The 22,526-nt window shown below is 72.5% G+C and carries 20 protein-coding genes; 12 read left to right on the top strand and 8 right to left on the bottom strand.

What is annotated here, in order from left to right; genetic code table 11:
* Positions 1-134: 134 nt before the first annotated feature.
* Positions 135-1,142, bottom strand: a complete 1,008-nt coding sequence (locus B0E53_RS12165) for a tripartite tricarboxylate transporter substrate binding protein (protein WP_107076159.1) — start codon at positions 1,140-1,142, stop codon at positions 135-137.
* A 99-nt stretch (positions 1,143-1,241) separates the two neighbouring features.
* Here B0E53_RS12165 and B0E53_RS12170 point away from each other — a divergent pair, with 99 nt between their 5' ends.
* Positions 1,242-2,888, top strand: coding sequence for an ATP-binding protein (locus B0E53_RS12170; RefSeq protein WP_210406035.1), 1,647 nt, complete (start codon positions 1,242-1,244; stop codon positions 2,886-2,888).
* A complete protein-coding gene (locus B0E53_RS12175; RefSeq protein ID WP_107076161.1) occupies positions 2,885-3,559 on the top strand; it encodes a response regulator in 675 nt (224 codons plus the stop codon). Before B0E53_RS12170 ends, B0E53_RS12175 begins: the two co-directional genes overlap by 4 nt.
* A gap of 462 nt (positions 3,560-4,021) precedes the next feature.
* Here B0E53_RS12175 and B0E53_RS12180 read toward each other — a convergent pair whose 3' ends face one another.
* Entirely contained in the window at positions 4,022-4,705 is a 684-nt protein-coding gene (locus tag B0E53_RS12180; protein WP_091317550.1) for a response regulator transcription factor, read from the bottom strand.
* A 23-nt stretch (positions 4,706-4,728) separates the two neighbouring features.
* Positions 4,729-6,021 carry an ATP-binding protein gene (locus B0E53_RS12185; protein WP_210406036.1) on the bottom strand — a complete coding sequence of 431 codons (1,293 nt, stop codon included), beginning with the start codon at positions 6,019-6,021 and terminating at the stop codon, positions 4,729-4,731.
* A gap of 211 nt (positions 6,022-6,232) precedes the next feature.
* Between B0E53_RS12185 and phoU the strand changes: the two genes are divergently transcribed.
* Positions 6,233-6,886: a phosphate signaling complex protein PhoU gene (gene phoU, locus B0E53_RS12190; protein ID WP_107076163.1), complete on the top strand. Its 654-nt coding sequence runs from the start codon at positions 6,233-6,235 to the stop codon at positions 6,884-6,886.
* A 51-nt stretch (positions 6,887-6,937) separates the two neighbouring features.
* On the opposite strand, the gene B0E53_RS12195 is transcribed toward phoU, so the two are convergent.
* Positions 6,938-7,705 carry a phosphoglyceromutase gene (locus B0E53_RS12195; RefSeq protein ID WP_107076164.1) on the bottom strand — a complete coding sequence of 256 codons (768 nt, stop codon included), beginning with the start codon at positions 7,703-7,705 and terminating at the stop codon, positions 6,938-6,940.
* Between the two features lie 151 nt (positions 7,706-7,856).
* On the opposite strand from B0E53_RS12195, the gene B0E53_RS12200 reads away from it, so the two are divergent.
* On the top strand, positions 7,857-9,179 hold the full coding sequence (locus B0E53_RS12200) for an MFS transporter (RefSeq protein ID WP_107076165.1): 1,323 nt from the start codon (positions 7,857-7,859) through the stop codon (positions 9,177-9,179).
* A 102-nt stretch (positions 9,180-9,281) separates the two neighbouring features.
* A complete protein-coding gene (locus B0E53_RS12205) occupies positions 9,282-10,538 on the top strand; it encodes an MFS transporter (protein WP_107076166.1) in 1,257 nt (418 codons plus the stop codon).
* 379 nt (positions 10,539-10,917) lie between these two features.
* On the opposite strand, the gene B0E53_RS12210 is transcribed toward B0E53_RS12205, so the two are convergent.
* From B0E53_RS12210 to mshA, 3 genes are all read right to left on the bottom strand, one after another.
* A complete protein-coding gene (locus B0E53_RS12210) occupies positions 10,918-11,814 on the bottom strand; it encodes a hypothetical protein (RefSeq protein ID WP_246835362.1) in 897 nt (298 codons plus the stop codon).
* 181 nt (positions 11,815-11,995) lie between these two features.
* Complete coding sequence (locus B0E53_RS12215) at positions 11,996-12,529, bottom strand: YbjN domain-containing protein (protein ID WP_107076168.1); 534 nt, start codon at positions 12,527-12,529, stop codon at positions 11,996-11,998.
* Positions 12,530-12,577: 48 nt separating this feature from the next.
* Positions 12,578-13,939 (bottom strand): D-inositol-3-phosphate glycosyltransferase, encoded by a 1,362-nt coding sequence (gene mshA / locus B0E53_RS12220; RefSeq protein WP_107076169.1) that lies wholly within the window; start codon positions 13,937-13,939, stop codon positions 12,578-12,580.
* Positions 13,940-14,110: 171 nt separating this feature from the next.
* Between mshA and B0E53_RS12225 the strand changes: the two genes are divergently transcribed.
* Both B0E53_RS12225 and B0E53_RS12230 read left to right on the top strand, forming a co-directional pair.
* Positions 14,111-14,872, top strand: coding sequence for an SDR family NAD(P)-dependent oxidoreductase (locus B0E53_RS12225; RefSeq protein WP_107076170.1), 762 nt, complete (start codon positions 14,111-14,113; stop codon positions 14,870-14,872).
* Between the two features lie 61 nt (positions 14,873-14,933).
* The gene (locus B0E53_RS12230; RefSeq protein ID WP_107076171.1) at positions 14,934-15,716 is read left to right on the top strand and encodes an SAM-dependent methyltransferase; all 783 of its coding nucleotides are present in this window, start codon (positions 14,934-14,936) and stop codon (positions 15,714-15,716) included.
* Between the two features lie 118 nt (positions 15,717-15,834).
* Here B0E53_RS12230 and B0E53_RS12235 read toward each other — a convergent pair whose 3' ends face one another.
* Positions 15,835-16,926, bottom strand: coding sequence for a UDP-N-acetylmuramate dehydrogenase (locus B0E53_RS12235; RefSeq protein ID WP_107076172.1), 1,092 nt, complete (start codon positions 16,924-16,926; stop codon positions 15,835-15,837).
* 70 nt (positions 16,927-16,996) lie between these two features.
* Here B0E53_RS12235 and B0E53_RS12240 point away from each other — a divergent pair, with 70 nt between their 5' ends.
* From B0E53_RS12240 to B0E53_RS12260, 5 genes are all read left to right on the top strand, one after another.
* Positions 16,997-17,752, top strand: a complete 756-nt coding sequence (locus B0E53_RS12240) for a maleylpyruvate isomerase family mycothiol-dependent enzyme (RefSeq protein WP_107076173.1) — start codon at positions 16,997-16,999, stop codon at positions 17,750-17,752.
* Positions 17,753-17,949: 197 nt separating this feature from the next.
* Positions 17,950-19,260 (top strand): extracellular solute-binding protein, encoded by a 1,311-nt coding sequence (locus B0E53_RS12245; protein WP_107076174.1) that lies wholly within the window; start codon positions 17,950-17,952, stop codon positions 19,258-19,260.
* 69 nt (positions 19,261-19,329) lie between these two features.
* Entirely contained in the window at positions 19,330-20,316 is a 987-nt protein-coding gene (locus B0E53_RS12250) for a sugar ABC transporter permease (RefSeq protein ID WP_107076175.1), read from the top strand.
* The gene (locus B0E53_RS12255) at positions 20,316-21,149 is read left to right on the top strand and encodes a carbohydrate ABC transporter permease (protein WP_107076176.1); all 834 of its coding nucleotides are present in this window, start codon (positions 20,316-20,318) and stop codon (positions 21,147-21,149) included. The genes B0E53_RS12250 and B0E53_RS12255 overlap by 1 nt, the downstream gene beginning before the upstream one ends.
* Complete coding sequence (locus B0E53_RS12260) at positions 21,146-22,513, top strand: GH1 family beta-glucosidase (RefSeq protein WP_107076177.1); 1,368 nt, start codon at positions 21,146-21,148, stop codon at positions 22,511-22,513. The genes B0E53_RS12255 and B0E53_RS12260 overlap by 4 nt, the downstream gene beginning before the upstream one ends.
* Positions 22,514-22,526 lie beyond the last annotated feature (13 nt).

Consider the following 22,526-nt stretch of genomic DNA (forward strand, 5'->3'; position numbering starts at 1 on the left):
CGGCGCGGCCTTGGGCGGCGCGGGAGCCGGCCCGGTCGCGGCGGCCTCCGGGCCCGGCTGCGCCGGGATGTCCGGTACGGCCGGGGGCCGGGACGGCAGGTCGCCGCCCCGGTCCGGTCGCGTCGTCATGCCGCTCATGCCAACCCGAGCTGCTTGAGCACGTCGGCGACTGCCTTGTCCTGCTCGGTCAGGAAGGTGCCGAACTCGTCACCGGTGACGAACGCGTCGGTCCAGCCGCGCTTCTTCAGCTCGGCCTTCCACTCCTCCGACTCGTGCATCTTCGTCAGCACGTCGATCCAGACCTTCTTGTCGGCGTCGCTGATGCCGGGCGGCGCGACGATGCCCCGCCAGTTGGTGAAGACCAGGTCGATGCCGGCGGACTTCAGGGTCGGCACGTCCTTGAGCGCCTCGATCGGCGCCTCGCTGGTCACCGCGAGGACCCGGATCTGGCCGGCCTCGACCTGGTCGAGGAACTCGCCGAACCCGCTGGCGCCGAAGGCCACCTTGCCGCCGAGGACGGCGGGCAGCAGCTCGCCGCCGCCGTCGTACGAGACGAAGTTGACCTGGCGGGGGTCGATGCCGACGGTCTTGGCGAGCTGCATGGGCAGCAGGTGGTCCGGGCCGCCGGGCGAGGAGCCGCCGCCGACCGCGATGCCCTTCGGGTTGGCCTTCCACGCCGCGACCAGGTCGTTGATCGTCTTGTACGGGGAGTTCTTCGGCACCACGATGGCGCCGGCCTCCTCGATCAGCTTGGCCAGCGGGGTGGTCTGGGTCAGCGTCGCCGACGACTTGGAGGTGTACGAGGCACCGACCACGCCCAGGCCCATCTGCATGGCCAGCTTGCCGTTGCCCTTCTCGTTCACGGTCCGCTGGAGGCCGACCGTGCCGCCCGCGCCGGGCAGGTTGAACACCTGCACGCCGGTGGCGATCTTGGCGTCCTCCATCACCTTCGCGGCGGTCCGGGCCGTGGTGTCGTATCCGCCACCCGGGGTGTTCGGGACCATGATCCGCAGTCCGCTGACCGGTTTGCCGTCGTTGCTGGAGCCGCCCTCGTTCTTGTCGGCGGTGGCGCCACAGGCAGCCAGGGCCAGCGCCGTGGCGGCGGCGACCCCCATGACCAGCACGTTTCTCCTAGTTGCCATCTTGTTTCTCTTCCGTTTCGAATGAGTCCAGCGGCAAGATGGTGGCCTCCACCCGGGCAGCTTGTCTGCGTTGTGCAACCAGCGGAAGTTGAGGTCTTTGTGGTCGCGGTCACGTCCCGGCGCCGTACGCTCGCCGGGCAGCTGCTGATCCTCCAGCTCGCGATCATCGTCGTGGTGCTGGTGGCGGTGGCCGCCGTCTCGCTGGCGCAGTCCGCGGCGACCTTCAACCGGGTCGAGGGGCGCCGCGTCGCCACCCTGGGCGAACGGCTCGGCGGCAGCCCCCTGCTCCGCGACCAGCTCGACCAGCCCGCACCCGGCGAGGCGATCGCCCCGCTGGTGCAGAACATCCAGAGCCAGTACGGCGTCACCTCGGTGACCGTCGCGAACGCCCGGGGCCGGGTGGTCGCCTCGACGAACCCGACGCTGGTGGGCAGCCCGGTGAAGCTCGGCGACCCCGAGGTGGCGCAGGGCCGGAGCTGGTTCGGTGAGCTGGAGATCGACGGATCGCTGGAGCTGACGGCCCAGGTGCCGGTGCTCGGCGACGACCCGAAGACGAAGAAGAACCTCGGCCGGTACCTCGGCGTGGTGGTGGTCGGCGAGAAGTCGCCGACCTGGTCGCAGCGGCTCGTCGGCGCGTCGTCGTACCTGCTCACCTACCTGGGCATCGCGTGCGGCCTCGGGGTGGTCGGATCGTGGCTGCTGGCCCGCCGGATCAAGCGGCAGACCCTCGGCCTGGAGCCCCGCGAGATCGCCGGGCTGGCCGAACACCGGGAGGCGCTGCTGCACGGCATCGCCGAGGGGGTGATCGCGCTGGACCCGCAGCACCGGGTCACCCTGGTCAACGCGGTCGGCCGGCGGCTGCTCGACCTGCCCGAACACTGCCTCGGCCGCAGCCTCGCCGAGCTGCGGATCAACGGCCGGCTGCGGGACGTCCTGGCCGGCGCGGGCAGCGGCCCGGAGGCCCGGGACCAGGTGGTGGTCCGGGGCGGCCGGGTGCTGGTGATGAACCGGATGACGGTCCGCAAGGACGGCCGCCGGCTCGGCTCCGTCACCACCCTGCGGGACCGGACCGAGCTGGCCCGGCTGGAGCAGGAGATCGGCGGGTTCCGCAGCACCACGGAGCTGCTCCGGGCGCAGACCCACGAGTTCGCCAACCAGTTGCACACCATCTCCGGGCTGATCCAGATCGGCGAGCACGACGAGGTGGTCCGGTACGTCGACGCGCTGAGCCGGCACCGCGCCTCGCTCGACCTCACGGTGACCAGCCGGATCCACGACACGGCCGTGGCGGCGCTGCTCATGGCGAAGTCGGCGGTGGCCGCCGAACGCCGGGTGGAGCTGCGGGTCTCCGAACGGACCGGCCTGGACCGGCTGCCCCCGGAGCTGGCCGCGGACGTGGCCACCGTGCTCGGCAACCTGCTGGACAATGCGGTCGAGGCGGTGGCCGGCCACTCGTCCGACCGCCCCGCCTGGGTCGAGGCCGAGCTGCGCCAGGACGCCGCCTCGGTGGAGATCGTGGTCCGCGACTCCGGCCCAGGGGTGGCGCCGGAGCTGGCGCAGGAGGTGTTCACCCACGGCTTCACCACCAAGGCGGCCGAGGGCGGCGAGCGCGGCATCGGCCTGGCGCTCACCCGGCTGGTCTGCCACCGCCGCGGCGGCGAGGTGGCCGTGGCGAACACCGACGAGGGCGCGATGTTCACCGCGCGGATGTCGGTGCCCTCGAACGTGTGGCAGGAGGCACGATGATCGACGTACTCGTCGTCGACGACGACTTCATGGTGGCCCGGATCCACCGCGGCTTCGTCGAGCGGATCGACGGCTTCCGCGTGGTCGGCACCGCCAGCACCGGCGAGGAGGCGGTGGCCGCGGTCGACCGGCTCCGCCCCGACCTCGTCCTGCTCGACCTCTACCTGCCGGACATGTTCGGCCTCGACGTGGTGACCCGGATCCGGGCCGCCCGGCACGACTGCGACGTACTGGTGATCAGCGCCGCCCGGGAGGCCGAGGCGGTCCGCCGGGCGGTCCGCTACGGCGCGGTCAACTACCTGCTCAAGCCGTTCGGCTTCGACGAGTTGCGCACCCGGCTGGAGCAGTACGCGACCCGCCGTACCGCGCTGCGCGCGGCCGTCGTCGCCGACCAGGCGGACGTGGACCGGGTGCTGTCCCGCAGCGGCTCGCCGGCCGCCACCGCGACCCTGCCCCGGGGCCTCAGCCCGGAGACGGCCGAACTGGTGGAGCGCGCCCTGCGTGAGCACGAGGGGACGCTCTCGGCCAGCGAGTGCGCCGACCGGGTGGGCATCTCCCGGGTCAGCGCCCGCCGCTACCTGGAGCACTACGCCGGCACCGGCCGGGCCGAGGTGACCCTCAAGTACGGCGCGGCCGGCCGCCCCGAGCGCCGCTACACCTGGCTGGCCTGACCGGTCCGGGTCGACCACCCCAGGCAGCTCGCCGACCGGGACCACGCCGACCGGGACCACAGCGTCTGCCACCTCACCTCGGGGGGCAGCCCGGGGGCTGGCCACCCCGCCTGAGCGGGTCTTCCTCGACCGGTGGCGCGGGCTTCCACGACCGGCCCCCGCGGGGCACGGTCTTCCTCGGTCGTTCACGGGGATACAACGACGCCCACCCGCTCACCTTTCCGCCGCCCGAGTGCCACCGGTCACCCAGAAAACGGACACGCCGCCCAGGCGAGCCGGTCGGTAAAACAGCATGGGTGTATCCGGACGCCGGAGACACCCGTGGCGTTCCACCCAAAGCGCCGCGCGCTCACGCTCGGTGGAACACCAGGGAGGTATCCGAGGCCCGGAGACACCCGTGGCGTTCCACCGCCGCCCCTTGCAGGGCGGCAACGCCGAAGCCGAAGCCCGCCTCGGGGCCGGTCACGGCTCGAACTTGTAGCCCAGGCCGCGGACCGTGACGATGTAGCGCGGCGCGGACGGCTCCGGCTCGACCTTGGAGCGCAGCCGCTTGACGTGCACGTCCAGGGTCTTGGTGTCGCCCACGTAGTCGGCGCCCCAGACCCGGTCGATGAGCTGCCCGCGGGTGAGCACCCGGCCGGCGTTGCGGAGCAGCAGCTCCAGCAGCTCGAACTCCTTGAGCGGGAGCTGCACGCCGGCGCCGTCAACGGTCACCACGTGCCGTTCGATGTCCATCCGGACCGGCCCGGCGGCCAGCGTCGGCGCACCCGACTCGGCCGCCTCGGCGCTCTGCCGGCGCAGCACCGCCCGGATCCGGGCGACCAGCTCGCGCGGAGAGTACGGCTTGGTGACGTAGTCGTCGGCCCCGATCTCCAGGCCGACCACCTTGTCGATCTCACTGTCCCGGGCGGTGACCATGATGATCGGCACGTGGGACCGCTGCCGGAGCTGGCGGCAGACCTCGGTGCCCGACATCTCCGGCAACATCAGGTCGAGCAGCACGATGTCGGCGCCGGTCCGGTCGAACTCGGTGAGGGCGGAGGGACCCGTCGCGGCGACGGAGACCTCGAAGCCCTCCTTACGGAGCATGTAGGACAGGGCGTCGGAGAACGATTCCTCGTCCTCCACCACCAGTACGCGGCTCAACGGGGTGTTTCCTTTCCTGTCGGTCAGACCTGCCGGAGCTCGGCCGGGCCGGCCTCGATCTCAGCGGAGGAGAGTGTCGCCTCCAGGTCGTCCGGGGGGCGGGCGGGCAGCCGGAGGGTGAACGTCGACCCCCCACCAAGAGTGCTCGACACATCCACCCGACCGCCATGGTTACTGGCGATGTGTTTGACGATGGCCAGGCCCAGGCCGGTGCCCCCGGTGGCCCGGGAGCGGGCCTGGTCGGCCCGGTAGAACCGCTCGAAGATCCGGTCGACCTCGTTCGGGGCGATGCCGATGCCCTGGTCGGCGACGGCGATCTCGACGTGCTCGTCGGTGGCCCGGGCGGTCACCCGGACCGTGGTGTCCTCGGCCGAGTAGTTGATCGCGTTCTCCACCAGGTTCGCCACCGCGGTGGCGAGCTGGCTGTCGCTGCCGTACGCGGTGAGCCCGCGCTGCCCGTCGACGAGGACCTCCACGTGCCGGGCGGTGGCCGCGGTGCGGGTCCGGTCGATCACCTCGGCGATCACCCAGTCCAGCGAGACGGGCTCGGGGGCGGGCTGCGGCTCGGCGCCCTGGAGCCGGGTCAGTTCCAGCAGCTCCTGCACGAGCCGGCCGAGCCGGGTCGACTCGTGCTGGATCCGCTCGGCGAACCGCCGGGCGGCGACCATGTCCTCGGAGAGTTCGACCGGCCCGTCGCCGGCCGGTTCGGTGGCGTCGACCAGCGCCTCGGCGAGCAGTTGGAGGGCGCCGATCGGGGTCTTCAGCTCGTGGCTCACGTTGGCGACGAAGTCCCGCCGTACCCGGGCCAGCCGGTGCGACTCGGTGACGTCGGCCGCCTCGATCGAGATGTAGCCCCCGCCCAGCCCCATGGCGCGCAGGTGCACGCCGAGCGGGTTGTCCCCCGCGCTGTCGCGACCCCGCGGCAGGTCCAGCTCGATCTCGCGGCGCACGCCCGTGCGGCGGACCTGCCCGGCGAGGGTACGGATCAACGGGTGCGCGGCGATGGAGCCGGGTGTCGCCCCGGTGCGGAGCAGGCCCATCGCCCGGGCGGCCGGGTTCACCAGCACCGGCACGTCGTCCGGGTCGAGCACCACCACGCCGGCGCGCAGCGAGTCGACCGTCTTGCGGCCGAGCCCGGAGAGCCCGCCCTGCTGGTCGTCGGGAATCGCGGGCCTCCCTGAACTGCGGCGGGAGGTCCTGCCTCCCGGCGACACCGACCGGTGCCACCACTGCTGGACGGGTCCGGACAGCAGCAGGCCGGCGACCAGTCCGGTCACCAGCGCCACGGCCACCACGACCGCCACTGCCCATTCCACCCGGCGATCGTAGGGTCATTGTTAACCCGGCGATCGGTCAGAACGGGACGAATCACTCTCACTTCCGGGAATGTTCACTCGCGGGCCCCGCGTCGTTAACCCGCGTTCATCTCGACGCCGGTTCCCCCGGCCTACCGTGGGTCGCGCACCTGCTCACGCCGTACCTGGGCCCATCGGGTCGGGACGGCGACACCGACCCCAGGAAGTGACGATGCGCGACGAGTTCCGGGCTGACCTGCAGATTGTCAGCCAGCTGCTGGTGGACATGGCCGAGGGGGTGCGGGCGGCCATGCGGCAGGCCACCAAGGGCCTGCTCACCGCGGACCGCGCCGCGTCGGAGACGGTGATCGCGCGGGACGCCGAGATCGACGAGCTGTACCGGCACGTGGAGGAGCGGGTCTGCGACCTGCTGGCCCGGCAGGCGCCGGTCGCCTCCGACCTGCGCGCCATGATCACCGCCCTGCACGTGGCCGCCGACCTGGAGCGGATGGGCGACCTGGCCGATCACGTCGCCAAGACGGCGCTGCGCCGGCACCCCTCGCCGGCGGTGCCGGCCGAGCTGCGCCCGGTCTTCACCGACATGGCGGCCATCGCCGACCGGATGGCCGAGAAGATCGCCTCGGTGCTCGCGAAGCCCGACGCCGACCTCGCCGCCGAGCTGGACCGCGACGACGACACCATGGACGACCTGCACAAGAGCCTCTTCGGCGTGCTGCTCGGCGACGACTGGCCGTACGGGGTGGAGACCGCGATCGACGCGACCCTGCTGGGCCGCTTCTACGAGCGCTTCGCCGACCACGCGGTGAACGCCGGCGAGCACGTGGTCTACCTGATCACCGGCGAGACCGCGCCCGCGGCCAACTGAAGCCGGACCCGACGAAGGCCCCCGCTCACCCGGGGGCCTTCGTCGTCGGCGTCAGCGGCCCTGGTTGGCGACCGCCGCGGCGGCCTCCTTGGCGGCCTGGGGGTCGAGGTAGGTGCCGCCGAGAACCTGCGGGCGCAGGTCGGGGGCCAGGTCGTAGCGGAGCGGGATGCCGGTGGGGATGTTCAGCTTGGCGATCGCCTCGTCGGAGATCTGGTCGAGGTGCTTGACCAGGGCACGCAGCGAGTTGCCGTGCGCCGCCACCAGCACCGTCCGCCCGGCCAGGATGTCCGGCACGATCGAGTCGTACCAGTAGGGCAGCATCCGCTCGACGACGTCCTTGAGGCACTCCGTGCGCGGCATCAGCTCGGTCGGCAGCAGCGCGTACCGGGGGTCGCCGACCTGCGACCACTCGTCCGCGTCGTCGATCGGCGGCGGCGGCGTGTCGTACGACCGGCGCCAGAGCATGAACTGGTCCTCGCCGTACTCGTCCAGGGTCTGCTTCTTGTTCTTGCCCTGGAGGGCGCCGTAGTGGCGCTCGTTGAGCCGCCACGACCGGCGCACCGCGATCCAGTGCCGGTCGGCGGCGTTCAGCGCCAGCTCGGCGGTGCGGATCGCGCGGCGCAGCACGCTCGTGTGCACCACGTCCGGCAGCAGGTTGTGCTCGCGGAGCAGCTCACCGCCGCGCCGCGCCTCGGTCTCGCCCTTGGCCGTCAGGTCGACGTCGACCCAGCCGGTGAAGAGGTTCTTGGCGTTCCAGTCGCTCTCGCCGTGCCGCAGCAGGACCAGCGTCCCGACGGTGGGCCCCTCGCTCGCAGTCATGCGGATCATCCTGCCGTACCGGGTCGGCGGACACGCGGGGACGGGTCGTGACGACCACCACGTGGAAAAGCTGGTGACCGGCGTTCCGGGGCGGGACTAGGTTGTAAGGCGCTGAGGATAGCTCGGTCATTACCAAAACGGGGGCGCGGGGATGCGGACGGTGCAGGGCTGGTTCCGGGACACCACAGGCGGGCTACCGAGGACCTTCTGGTACCTCTGGACCGGCACCCTGATCAACCGGCTCGGCTCGTTCGTCCTGGTCTTCCTGGCCATCTACCTCACCCAGGAGCGGCACTTCTCCGCCTCGCAGGCCGGCCTGGTCATCGGGCTCTGGGGCGTCGGCGGCGCGGTGGGCACCACGATCGGCGGCACCCTGACCGACCGGTGGGGACGCCGGCCCACCCTGCTCACCGCGCACCTCGGCGCGGCCACCATGATGGTCGCGCTCGGCCTGGCCCGGCCGCTCTGGGCGGTGGCGCTGGGCGCGCTGCTGCTCGGCACGTTCGCCGAGGCGGCCCGCCCGGCGTTCGGCGCCATGATGGTCGACGTGGTGCCGGAGAAGGACCGGTTGCGCGCCTTCTCGCTGAACTACTGGGCGATCAACCTGGGCTTCGCCTGCGCCGCGGTGCTGGCCGGCGTCGCCGCCCGGTCCGGCTACCTGCTGCTCTTCCTGGTCGACGCGGCGACCACGCTGGTCACCGCGCTGATCATCTTCACCCGGGTCGGTGAGACCCGGTCGGCGCACGCCGGACCGGTGAGCAAGGGCGAGGCCGCCCCCGCGGGCGCCCTGCGGACCATCCTCAGCGACCGGGTCTTCCTGGGCTTCGTGGCGCTCAACCTGTTCGGCGCGCTGGTCTTCCTCCAGCACATCTCGATGCTGCCGATCGCCATGGGCGACTCCGGGCTGAGCCCGGCGACCTACGGCTCGGTGATCGCGCTCAACGGGGTGCTCATCGTGGTCGGCCAGCTCTTCGTACCCAAGCTGATCAAGGGCCGGAGCCGCTCACACGTGCTCGCGCTCGCCGCGCTGGTGATGGGCGCCGGCTTCGGGCTGACCGCGTTCGCCGACACCGCCTGGCTCTACGGCCTGACCGTGCTGATCTGGACGGTCGGCGAGATGCTCAACTCCCCGTCCAACGCCACCCTCATCGCCGAGCTTTCCCCCGCCGCGCTCCGCGGTCGCTACCAGGGGGCCTTCTCGCTCTCCTGGCAGCTCGCCGGGGCGACCGCGCCGGTCCTCGGCGGCCTGGTCCGGGAGCACTCCGGCAACACGACACTCTGGCTGGGCTGCGCCGCGATCGGCGCCGTGATGGCGGTGGCCCACCTGATCTCGGGCCCGGCCCGGGAGCGGCGCGCCGCCCGGCTCCGCACCGCCGGCAACCCGGTCACGCCGGTCACGGTGGTGCGGACCCCCGTGCCGGAGGCGGCCGAGGCCGCGGCGACCGCACCCGCCGAGCCGGTCCGCGCCTCCTGAGGTACGCCCGGACGGTGGTCCTGCCCGGGGCCGGGCCGGCACCGGCGGGGCGGGCGGCTACGGTCTGAGGCGGATCGGTTAACAAACCTTCATGGAGGACGGGTGCGCGGCCTGCGGCGCTGGTGGGACGACACGGCCGGCGGACTTCCCGCCACCTTCTGGTACCTCTGGTCCGGCCTGCTGATCAACCGGGCCGGCGCCTTCGCCATGCTCTTCCTGTCGCTCTACCTGACCGCCGCGCGGGGCGCCTCGGCGTCGCTGGCCGGCCTGGTGGTCGGGGCGTACGGGGCCGGCGGCGCGGCCGGCACGCTGCTCGGCGGCGTGCTGGCCGACCGGTGGGGCCGTCGGTCCACCCTGCTCGCCGCCCACCTGGGCGCGGCCGGGCTGATGGTGGGGCTGGCGTTCAGCCGGCATCTGGCGGTGATCGCCGTGCTGGCCGCGCTGGTCGGGATGGTGCACTCGATGCCCAGCCCGGCATTTGTCGCCGCCATCGTGGACGTGGTGCCCGAGGGCCGCCGCTCCCGCGCGTTCAACCTGCAGTTCTGGGCGTTCAACCTGGGCATGGCGGTGGCCTCGCTGCTGGCCGGGGTGCTCGCCGAGGCGAGCTTCCTGGCGCTGTTCCTGGTAGACGCCGCGGCGACGCTGGCGGCGGCCGTGGTCATCGCGCTGAAGGTCCCGGAGACCCTGACCCGCCGCCCGGCGATCACCCCGCGGGCGGTGGCGGGCCGGCGGCCCGGGCTGCACACGGCACTGACCGACCGCACCTTCCTGGCCTTCGTCGGGCTGACCTTCCTGTTGGCCGTGCTCACCATGCAGACCTCGACGATCATGCCGCTGGCGATGCGGGCCGACGGCCTGCGCCCCTCGGCGTACGGGATGGTGGTGGCGCTCGGCGGCGCGCTCATCGTGGTCGGGCAGCTCTTCGTGCCCCGGCTCATCGAGCCTTACCGGAAGTCGACCGTGCTGGCGGTCTCCACCGGCCTGATGGCGCTCGGCTTCGGGGCGCTGACCGTCGCCGACGGCCTGTCGCTCTACCTGGGCGCCGCGGTGGTGTGGACGGTCGGGCAGATGCTCGCCGCGCCACCGAACGCGCAGATCAACGCGGACCTGGCCCCGCCCGAGCTACGCGCCCGCTACCAGTCGGTGTTCTACCTGACCTTCCCGGCGGCGTCCTTCGTGGCGCCGGCGCTGGGCGGGCTCAGCCTCCAGCATCTCGGCGAACGGCACTGGCTCGTGGTGGGCGCCCTGGGCCTGGTCGCGGCGGCCGGTCACCTGCTGGCCGGGCCGCCACGGGAACGCCGGGTTGCCGCGCTGCGGGCGGCGGCGGAGCGGGCGGAGACGGTGTCGGCGGGGCGCTGAACGTCCCCGGAACGGCGTCGAGCGCCCACCACGACCCCCGTCGTGATGGGCGCTCGCACCGTACGCCCGGCGGCGGCGGGCGACCCTCACCCCCGTAAGCGTCGCCCGCTCGCGCCGCCGGTTCCACGGGTGGCACCGTCCCCCAACGGTGTGCTCCACCCGATCCCTCGCGCCTCGCTTGCGCGGATCTGATCGATCCGCCGCTCCCCCGAACGTTTCCAAGCGTGGCGCGGTGCAATAAAGTTAGTTCGCCCGGATTCCGGATTCAACCCAGATTGCTGTCTTACCCGTCACAGCACCCGTGTCGGAAACCCGGCTGTCCCTGCTCCGGTCTCTTCCTTGGCCAACAGCGGGTTCCCGTTGACCATTCCCGTAAACCTCAGGCGTCCTCGCGATTCGGGTTCTCGGTCCGGAAGAAGTTGCTCTGCCGGCCGTCCCGCATCTGCTCCTGGTAGATCAGGTTCAGGCCCCGCGAGTCGAACGTCCGGAACCAGTCGTCCCAGCTCACCTCGCGGATCCGGCTGCTCTCCCGGTATCCGGGGATGTTGAACGTCAGCACCCCGGGACGGTCGCCCCGCTCCGTTCCGGCGATGGTTGCCGGCTTGGCGTTGCGGGCCCGGGCCCACCGCTGGATCACCTCGTGGTTGGTCGTCACCAGGCTCCGCCCGGGACGCTCCGGACGATCGTCCAGCGACGTGATCTGCTGGGACGAAGTCACCGACCGGGAGGCCGACCGGCCGCCCCGGACCTGGGTGGCCGTCGCGGCCGTAGCCCGTGCCAGGGCCGGCCCGGGAACGGTGGCCGCCTTCTTCGCCGGCACCGCCTTCGCCCGAGCGCCCACGGCCTTCCTCGCCGGCGCCGCCTTCGCGGCCTTCTTCGCGGGCGCGGCCTTCGCCCGGGCGCCCGTCGTCTTCTTCGCGGGTGCCGCCTTGGCCCGGCCGCCGGCCGCCTTCTTCGCCGGGGCCGCCTTTGCCCGGGCGCCCGCCGCCTTCTTCGCCGGGGCCGCCTTCGCCCGGGCGCCGGTGGCCTTCGCGGACGGCGCGGCCTTGGCCCGCGACGGCGCGGTCCTGCGCGCCGCGGTCGTCTTCTTCGCCGCGGCCGTCTTCTTCGTCGCCGACGGCCGGCCGGCCGGGCCGGTGCTCTTTCGAGCCGCGCCGCCGCGACCCTCCGAGCGCAGCGACCGGACCAGCGTCTTCACCAGGTCCGGCTTGCGCATGGCGGAGGTACCCGAGATCCCCCGCCGGCGCAGCTGACCCCGGATGTCGTCGACCTTCATCCGGGAGATCTCGGATTCGGAGATCCCCGGGGTGTTCGCCGTCTGATTGCCCGGCTGGCGTTTGGTCGCAGTCGTGCCGCGACTTGAGCTGTTGCGCTGAGCCATGGGACACGCTCCTCGACAGTCCGTCCTCGGCCCGCGGTGGGTCCCAGTCGCCGCACCGCGCGGTGCGGCATACCCCTCAGGACGGGTCCGAACCTCCGGCGGCCGAGCCGGCCGGGGTCGAGGGCTCGAAGAGGTGGGCGAACGCGGCCAGGTTGGCCGTCGACTCGCCCCGCTTGACCCGCCACTCCCACTCCCGGCGGATGGCGGCGCCGAAGCCGATCTCCAGCATGCTGTCAAAGGACTCGTCGGCGTAGGTCAGCACGGACCCGAGCAGGCGGTCCAGCTCGTCGGAGTCCACCCCGGCCAGGTTGACCCGCCCGGTCAGGTAGACGTCGCCAACGGCGTCGATGGAGAAGGACACCCCGTACATCCGGGCGTTGCGCTGGAGCAGCCAGGCCCAGAGCTCCTCGCGGCGCTCGTCGGGCTGGCGCATCACGAACGCCTCGACCCGCAGCGCGTGCTCGCCCACGATGAGGTTGCAGATCGTCTTGAGCTTGTGCGTCCCCGGCAGGGTCACCGCGTACGACGTCTCGCCGGTGGACTCCCACTCCAGCTCGCGCTCCGCGCAGACGGCCTCGATCAGCGCGGCGACCTCACTCCTGCGGCTCATCGCACCCACTCTACGGCCGCCCACCGGCGGCCGCCGGGCCACGGGCGCTCACCAGGAGCAGGTGAGCGCCGGGTCGCCGAGCCGGCGGGCCAGCCGGGCGCGGTGGTCGGCGATCGCCTCGCCGTAGACGGTGAGCAGGCCGGAGGCGGTGCGGTGCCAGGAGAAGGCGCGGGCGTGCCGCTCGGCGCCCCGGCCCAGGGTGGCCCGGCGCAGCTGCTCGGGCAGCAGGTGGGCCAGCGCACGGGCCCAGTCGACCGGATCGTGGCCGTCGATGAGCACCCCGCTGACCCCGTCCCGGACCGCGGTGACCAGCCCGCCCACGGCGGCGGCCAGCACCGGCGTGCCGCACGCCTGGGCCTCTAGCGCGACCAGCCCGAACGACTCGTTGTACGAGGGCACCGCGACCAGGTCGGCCGCGCGGTAGAGGGCGGGCAGGTCGTCGCCGGTCTGCGGCGGGAGGAACCGGACCCGGTCGGCGACGCCGAGCGAGCCGGCCAGCTCGATGAGGGCGGTGGGGCGGTCCAGCCCGCTGCCGCTCGGGCCGCCGCAGATCACCACGGTCACCTCGTCGGCCAGCGCGGGCTCCCGCTCGCGCAGCGCGGCGACCGCCCGGATCAGCACGTCCGGGGCCTTGAGCGGCTGGATCCGGCCCACGAAGGCCACCACGTAGCCGCTGGCCGGCAGGCCGAGGCGGTGGCGGGCGGCCAGGACGGCCGCGTCCCGGTCGCCGGGGGCGGGGCGGAACCGGTCCAGGTCCACGCCGGGCTCCACCACGGCCACCCGGGTGGGCTCGGCGGCGTACCGGTCGATGAGGTCGCGGGCCTCGACCCGGGTGTTGGCGACCAGCCGGTCGGACTCGGCGACCACCTGCTCCTCGCCGATGACGCGCGCCTTGGGCTCGGGCCGGTCGCCGGCCGCGAGCTGGGCGTTCTTGACCTTCGCCAGGGTGTGCGCGGTGTGCACCAGCGGCACACCCCAGCGCTCCTTGGCCAGCCAGCCCACCTGCCCGGACAGCCAGTAGTGCGAGTGGATCAGGTCGTAGTGGCCCGGCGGGCGGGCGGCCTCGGCGCGGAGCACCCCGGCCGTGAAGGCGCAGAGCTGGCCGGGCAGCTCCTCCTTGGTCAGCCCCTCCAGGGGACCGGCGGTGACGTGCCGGACGCTCACCCCGGGCGCCGTCTCGACCACCGGGGGCAGGTCGCCCGAGGTGGCCCGGGTGAAGATCTCCACCTCGACGTCGGCCTCGGCGAGCCGCCGGGCGACCTCCAGGATGTAGACGTTCATGCCGCCGGCGTCGCCCGTGCCGGGCTGGTGCAGCGGCGAGGTGTGGACGGAGAGGGTGGCGATCCGGCGCGGCCGGGGCCACGGCAGGGCACCTCGCTGACGACCGACACCGGTGTGCAAATCCGCCACGTCCGCTCCCTCTGTCACGGTTGATGCCGTCCCGCACGACCGGCGCATCTCGGTCAACCTCCGCGCCGGATGTCATCTTCCCCATCGGGCTTCGGAAATGCGTCCCGGCGGGTCCCCGGCGTGACGGACCTCATCACCGCGAGGAGCGCGGCGGCGGGTGAGAATGACCGGATGACCTCAGTCGCGATCGTCACCGGGGCGTCCAGCGGGATCGGCGCGGCCACCGCCCGCCGCCTGGCCGCCGAGGGTTTCCACGTGCTCGCCGCCGCGCGGCGTACCGACCGGCTGGCCGGCCTGGTCGCGGAGATCGAGGCGGCCGGCGGCGCGGCCACCGCGGTGGAGTGCGACGTGACCTCGGACGAGTCGGTCGCCGGCCTGGCCGCCACGGCCGCCGCCGCGCCCGGCGCGGTCACCCTGCTCGTGAACAACGCCGGCGGGGCGCGCGGCCTGGACCCGGTTGAGTCCGCCGACGTGGGCGACTGGCAGTGGATGTACGACGTCAACGTGCTGGGCACGCTCCGGGTCACCAAGGCGCTGCTGCCCGCGCTGGAGTCCTCCGGCGCCGGCACCGTCGTGATCGTCGGCTCCACCGCCGGGCACGTCGTCTACGAGGGCGGCGGCGGCTACACGGCGGCCAAGCACGCGCAGACCGCGATCGCCGGCACGCTCCGGCTGGAGCTGTGCGGCCGGCCGGTACGGGTGATCGAGATCGACCCGGGCATGGTGAAGACCGAGGAGTTCGGCCTGGTCCGGTTCGGTGGCGACGCCGACCGGGCCGCCGCGGTCTACGCCGGCGTGGCCGAGCCGCTGGTCGCCGAGGACGTGGCCGACTGCGTCGCCTGGTGCGCCACCCGGCCGCCCCACGTCAACATCGACCAGCTCGTGGTCCGCCCGCTGGCCCAGGCCGCCCAGCACAAGGTGCACCGGGTCTAGCGTGAAGCGCGAGGAGTGAGCCGCTCTTGCGAGCCCCGCAGTCGCAAACCGGGAGGCCCTGATGGCCCGGCCGCTCGGAGTGGTCACCCGGGGGACGACGAATCCGAACCGGCTCCGGCGGGTGGACAACTGGATCGCCGCGACCTGCGGGGACGCGCTGCGCGCCACCGCCGACCCGCTCGTGGTCGACCTGGGCTACGGCGCCACCCCGGTCACCGCCGTCGAACTGCGGGCCCGGCTCGCGGCCGCGGTCCGCGCCGACGTCCGGGTGGTCGGGCTGGAGATCGATCCGGTACGCGTGGCCGCCGCCCAGCCGGCCGCCGATCCGCCCGGCCTCACCTTCGCCCGGGGCGGCTTCGAGCTGGCCGGGCTGCGCCCCGCCCTGGTCCGCGCGTTCAACGTGCTGCGCCAGTACGACGAGGGCGAGGTGGCCGACGCCTGGCGTACGGTCACCGGGCGGCTCGCCCCGGGCGGCCTGCTGGTCGAGGGGACCTGCGACGAGCTGGGGCGGCTCGGCGCCTGGGTGCTGCTGGACGCCACCGGCCCGCGCACGCTGACCCTGGCCGCGAAGCTCACCACCCTGGCCAGCCCGGCCCAGCTCGCCGAGCGGCTGCCCAAGGCGCTCATCCACCGCAACGTCCCCGGCGAGCCGATCCACGACCTGATCCAGGCCCTGGAGGGCGCCTGGCAGTCCACCGCCGGCTACGCCCCCTTCGGCCCCCGCGACCGCTGGACCAGGACGGTCGCCGCCGTGAAGCACGCCGGCTGGCCCGTGCTGGACCGCCCCCACCGCTGGCGCCACGGCGAACTGACCGTCCCCTGGCCCACCATCGCCCCCACCTGACCCTCCCACCTCACCCCCACGCCTACCCGCGTTGATCATGAGATTATTACCATTTCATGTCCGATTTGTCGGCGATAACTTCATGATCACCGGGGCGGCCGGGTGATGGAGCAAGGGATTAGATGGTGCAGTTGATCAGGACGGGTTCGGGGTGGAGGGGGACGCCGAAGCGGGCGTGGACGCCGTCGCGGATCTCGCGGGCGAGGGTGATCAGGGCGGCCGTGCTGGCCGTGCCGGCGCGGTTGGTGAGGGCCAGGGTGTGCTTCGTGGAGATGGCAACGCCCTCCGGGCCGGCGTACCCCTTGCCGAAGCCGGACTTGTCGATCAGCCAGGCGGCGCTCACCTTGACCGTGTCTCCCGGGCACGGCCAGTTCGGCGGCTCACCCAGGTCGGCGGCGCGCTCCCGGAGCAGCTCGTACGCCGCCCGCTCCAGCACCGGGTTGGTGAAGAACGAGCCGACCGACCAGGTGTCCGGGTCCTGCGCGTCGAGCACCATGCCCTTGCCGGCGCGCAACCGCCGCACGGTGGCCCGGGCTTCGGCCAGCGGCACCCGGTCGCCCACCTCGACGCCGAGCGCGCGGGCCAGTTCGGCGTAGCGCACCGGGCCGGAGAGCGGGGAGCGGGTGAGCCGGAAGTCGACCGAGAGCACCACCCAGCGGTCGCTGTACTTGAAGATGCTGCCCCGGTAGGCGAACCCGCAGTCCGCGGCGGCGATCCGGACCACGGTGCGGTGGGTCCGGTCGTACGCCTCCACGGCGACGATCGTCTCGGCCACCTCCTGGCCGTACGCGCCGACGTTCTGGATCGGGGTGGCGCCGGCCGAGCCGGGGATGCCGGAGAGGCACTCCAGCCCCGACCAGCCGCGCTCGACGGTGGCGGCGACCAGGTCGTCCCAGGGCTCGCCGGCCTCGACCCGTACGGTGATCGTGTCGGCGTCCTCGGCGACCACCCGGAACCCCCGGGAGCGGATCAGCACGACGGCGCCGGGGAAGCCCTGGTCGCCGATCACCACGTTGCTGCCGCCGGCCAGCAGGAGGACGGCCTGCTCCCGCGCCTCCGCCTCCCGCACCTGCCGGACGATCTCGTCGGCGCTGGTGGCGATCTCCAGCCGTCCGGCGGGGCCGCCGAGGCGCAGCGTGGTGTAGCGCGCCAGGGTGGCGGGGTCGGTCGGGTCGGCTCCGGTCGTCGGTTCGGCGTAGACGTCTGACACGCCTTTCACCCTAGGCTGAGGGGTAGCCGCGGCACCCACTGGTGGCCCGGTCACCCCCGGGAGGATGGCGATGAGCAGACTGCACGGCACGAAGGACTTCTGGATCGGCGCGTTGCGGACGGAGGGTCCCGCCTTCGCCGCCGCCGTCGCGGAGGCACCCCCCGAGACACCGGTGCTGTCCTGTCCCGGCTGGACGGTCGCCGACCTCGCTCACCACCTCACCCGGGTCTACGTGTGGGCCCGCACCGTGGTGACCGCCGGCACGGCCAGCCGCCCGGAGCGGCACGACCCGGAGCCGCCGGCCGGCCTGACCCCGGCCCGGTGGTACGGCCAGGAGTACGAGCGGCTGCTCACGCTCTTCGAGGCGCTGGACCCGGAGGCACCGGCCTGGAACTTCGCCCCGCAGCCGAAGAAGGCGGCCTTCTGGCCGCGCCGGATGGCGCACGAGACCGCGGTGCACCGCTGGGACGCCCAGCTCGCCATCGGCGCGGGTGAGCCGATCGAGGCCAAGCTCGCGGCCGACGGGGTGAGCGAGGTGCTGGACACCTGGCTGCCGGCGGGCCGGCGGATCCAACCCGGCCAGTGGCACGGGGTGGTCCAGCTGACCGCCACCGACGCCGCCCAGGAGTGGTACCTGCGGCTGCGCGGCGAGGGGATGGCCCTGCTGGACACCGCGACGATCCTCGACCACGACGACCACCACGCCCGCGCGCAGGTCACCGGCACCGCCAGCGACCTGCTGCTGGCGGTGATGGGCCGGATCAGCTTCGACGCCCTCGGGGTGGCCGGCGACCGCCGCCTGCTCGACGGGCTGCGGGTGGGCTGACCCGCAGCGGGGTCTTCCGGGACATCAGGCGGAGAGCGGCGTTTCCCACCGGAGCGCCACTCTCCGCCTTTTTCCGGACCCTCTGAGAGCGCTCTCTTGACAGGGTCGGAGGCAACCACCACCCTGTCGTGAGAGCGCTCTCTAAGTACCGGAACCACCCGCCATCACCCGATACACCTAGAGGGGTCAGATAAGAGATGGTCACCTTCACGCGTCGCCGCCTGGCCGCGGTGGCCCTGGTCGCCACCACCGCGCTGCTGGGCGCCACCGCCTGCGGGGGCGGTGACGACGAGGCCGCCGCCGGTGGCCCGGTCACGCTCACCGTCGACGTCTTCGGCCAGTTCGGCTACGAGGAGCTCTACAAGGAGTACATGGCCAGCCACCCCAACGTGAAGATCGTTGAGCGGGGCACCGGCAGCAACCTGGACGAGTACTCGCCGAAGCTCACCCAGTGGCTCGCCGCGGGCAAGGGCGCGGGCGACATCGTCGCCATCGAGGAGGGGCTGCTGGTCGAGTACAAGGCCAACCCGCAGAACTTCGTCAACCTGCTCGACCACGGCGCCGCCGACCTGAAGGGCAACTTCCTGGACTGGAAGTGGAACCAGGGGCTCACCGCCGACGGCAAGCAGCTCATCGGCCTCGGCACCGACGTGGGCGGCATGGCCATGTGCTACCGCAAGGACCTGTTCGCCAAGGCCGGCCTGCCCACCGACCGGGAGGCGGTGTCGAAGCTCTGGCCCACCTGGACGGACTACATCAAGGTCGGCGAGCAGTTCAAGGCCAAGAACACCGGCGCCTCGTTCCTCGACGCGGCGACCAACACGTTCAACACCATCCTGCTCCAGACCGCCGGCAACACGACCGGCTACAGCTACTACGACACCGGCAACAACCTCGTCGTCGACAGCAACCCGGCGGTCAAGCAGGCGTACGACACCACCATGGACATCATCGACTCCGGCCTGTCGGGCAAGTACGGGTCGTGGTCGGAGGAGTGGGTCTCCGCGTTCAAGCAGTCGAAGTTCGCCACCATCGCCTGCCCGGCCTGGATGACCGGGGTCATCGAGGGCAACGCCGGTCCGGGCGCCAAGGGCAAGTGGGACATCGCCCAGGTACCCGGCAACGGCGGCAACTGGGGCGGCTCCTTCCTCGCGGTCCCGAAGCAGGGCCGGCACCAGGCCGAGGCGATCGAGCTGGCGAAATTCCTGACCAGCGCCAAGGGTCAGATCGGCGCGTTCAAGGCGAAGGGCCCGCTGCCCTCCTCCACGCAGGCGCTGGCCGACCCGGCGATCGTCGACTCGACGAACGCGTACTTCTCGGCGGCCCCGGTCGGCAAGATCTTCGCCGAGGGCGCCAAGAGCCTGAAGCCGGTCTACATGGGCCCGAAGAACCAGGCCGTCCGCACCGAGGTGGAGAACGCCGTGCGCACCGTGGAGCTGGGCAAGCGCAGCCCGGAGCAGGGCTGGACCGACGCGGTCGGGAACGCCAAGAAGGCCGCTGCCAAGTAACCCGAGCCAGGCGTGCGGGCGGTCCCCGGTGACGGGTGCCGCCCGCACGGCGGAAAGGAGTCCCGGGCCATGGCAGTCCAGCTCGACGCCCGCCCGCCGGTCGCACCGGCGCCCGGCACCACCCACCCCTCCCGGGGGGTCCGGCTCAGCCGGTTCGACACGAAGTACTCGCCCTACCTGTACGTCGCCCCGTTCTTCCTGCTCTTCGGGGTCTTCGGGATCTACCCGCTGGTCTACACCTTCTGGGTCTCGCTGCACGACTGGGACCTGCTCGGCGCCGAGCACCCGTTCGTCGGCTTCGACAACTACAGCCAGCTGCTGGGCGACCCCGACTTCTGGCACTCGGTGGTCAACACCCTCGGCATCTTCGTCATCTCCACGGTCCCGCAGCTGCTGCTGGCGCTCTGGTTGGCCAACCTGCTCAACCGGCAGCTCCGGGCCCGGACCACCTGGCGGATGGCGGTGCTGATCCCGAACGTCACGTCGACCGCCGCCGTGGCGATCGTGTTCGCGGTGCTCTTCGGCCGCGAGTTCGGCATGATCAACTGGCTGCTCGACCACGTCGGTGTCGACGCGATCGACTGGAAGGCCAACCGGCTCGCCTCCTGGGTGGCCATCTCCACGATGGTCGACTGGCGGTGGACCGGCTACAACGCGCTGATCTTCCTGGCCGCCATGCAGGCCATCCCGCGCGACCTCTACGAATCCGCCGCGATCGACGGGGCCGGCCGGTCCCGGCAGTTCTGGTCGATCACCGTGCCGCTGCTCAAGCCGACGATCATCTTCGCGGTCATCATCTCCACCATCGGCGGCCTCCAGCTCTTCACCGAGCCCCGGCTGTTCAACTCCGGCACCAACGCGATCCGCGGCGGCCCGCTGCGCGAGTCACAGACGGTGACCATGTACATGTTCGAGAACGCCTTCGCGCCGCACTACAACTTCGGCTACGGCTCGGCGATCGCCTGGCTGCTCTTCGCGCTCATCGCGGTGGTCGCGGCCATCAACGTCCTGCTCCTCCGCCGGCTCGGCGGCAGCGCGCGCAAGGAGGACTCCTGATGACCCGCCTCTGGTCGGCCGGCCGGCTCACCTACCTGGCGCTGGGCGTCACGGCCCTGATGTCGATCTTCCCGATCTACTGGATGTTCGTGGTTGCCAGCCGGACCAGCGACGCCAAGGGCCAGGTCCCGCCCCCGCTCACCCCGGGCGGCAACCTCGGCGCCAACATCGCCCGGCTGTTCGCCAACACCGACGCGTACTTCCTCACCGGCCTGATCAACTCGGCGATCGTGGCCGGCACGGTCACCGTCTCCGTGGTCTTCTTCTCCACCCTGGCCGGGTTCGCCTTCGCCAAGCTGCGCTTCCGCGGGCGCAACGCGCTGCTGCTGGTCATCGTGGCCACCATGATGGTGCCCACCCAGCTCGGCGTGATCCCGCTGTACCTGCTGATGACCAGGCTGAACTGGAACGACCGGCTGCCGGCGGTCATCGTGCCGGCCCTGGTCACCGGCTTCGGCGTGTTCATGATGCGCCAGTACGCCGGCCAGGCGGTGAGCACCGAACTGATCGAGGCCGCCCGGATGGACGGCTGCAACACCGCGCGGATCTACTGGAATGTGGTGCTGCCCGCGCTGCGCCCCGCCGCCGCCGTGCTCGGCCTGCTCACCTTCATGACCACCTGGAACGACTTCCTCTGGCCGTACGCGGTGCTCAACGATCCGGAGAACCCGACCGTGCAACTGTCCCTGCGGGCCCTGTCCGACGGCTACTACCAGGACATGTCGCAGGTGTTCACAGGGACGGCCATCGCCACCCTGCCCCTGCTGCTGGTGTTCGTCGTGTTCGGCCGCCAGATCATCGGCGGGATCATGGAAGGTGCGGTGAAGGCATGACCGAGCTCCGCTTCCCCGAGGGCTTCGTCTGGGGGGCGGCCACCGCCGCGTACCAGATCGAGGGCGCGGTCCGGGAGGACGGGCGCGCCCCGTCCATCTGGGACACCTTCAGCCGTACGCCCGGCAAGGTGTTCCAGGGGCACACCGGCGACGTGGCCTGCGACCACTACCACCGGTACGCCGAGGACGTGGCACTGATGGCGGACCTGGGGCTGCGGGCGTACCGCTTCTCGGTCGCCTGGCCCCGGATCCGGCCCGACGGCACCGGCCCGGTCAACCCGCGCGGCCTCGACTTCTACGACCGGCTGGTGGACGCCCTGCTGCACCGGGGCATCGACCCGATCGTCACGCTCTACCACTGGGACCTGCCGCAGGCGCTGGAGGACCGGGGCGGCTGGACCGTCCGGGAGACCGCCGAGCACTTCGCGGACTACGCCCTCGCCGTGCACCAGCGCCTCGGCGACCGGGTCCGCACCTGGACCACGCTCAACGAGCCGTGGTGCTCGGCGTACCTCGGCTACGGCAACGGGGTGCACGCGCCGGGCAGGCAGGACGCGGGGGCGGCCTTCCGGGCCGTACACCATCTGCTGCTCGGCCACGGCCTGGCGGCCCGGGCGCTGCGCGCGGCCGGCGCGGAGGTCGTCGGGATCACCCTCAACCTGGCCGACGTGCAGCCGGCGGACGGCGGCAGCGCGGCCGACGCCGCGGCGGTGCGGCTGGTCGACGGCCTGCAGAACCGGATCTTCCTGGACCCGCTGACCGGCGCCGGCTACCCGGACGACGTGCTGGCCCACGTCGGCCGGATCGTCGAGCCGGACTTCCTCCGGGACGGGGACGAGAAGCTGATCGCCGCGCCGCTCGACCTGCTCGGGCTCAACTACTACGCGCCCACCTACGTGGCCGGCCGGGCGGGCGGCGCCGGGAGCAGCGCGTACCCGGGCACCGAGGGCGGCGTCGAGTTCCTGCCGCCGGTCGGGCCGCTCACCGACATGGGCTGGATGATCGAGCCGGCCGGCCTCACCCGGCTGCTGGAACGGGTGGCCGCCGACTACCCGGGGCTACCGTTGATCATCACGGAGAACGGCGGGGCCTTCCCGGACCGGAACACCGAGGGGACCGGCTGGGTGGCGGACACCGACCGGGTCGCCTACCTGGACGGGCACCTGCGTGCGGTGCACGAGGCCATCGCCCGCGGCGTCGACCTGCGCGGCTATCTCGTATGGTCGTTGCTGGACAACTTCGAATGGGCCGAGGGCTACCGGAAGCGGTTCGGGATCGTCCACGTCGACTACCTGACCCAGCGGCGCACACCGAAGGAAAGTGCCCGTTGGTACCAGGAGGTGATCTCCCGGAACGGGCTGTGACGAGGTGGTGGTG

The organism is Micromonospora sp. MH33 (assembly GCF_003013775.1).
GTDB lineage: Bacteria > Actinomycetota > Actinomycetes > Mycobacteriales > Micromonosporaceae > Micromonospora > Micromonospora fulviviridis.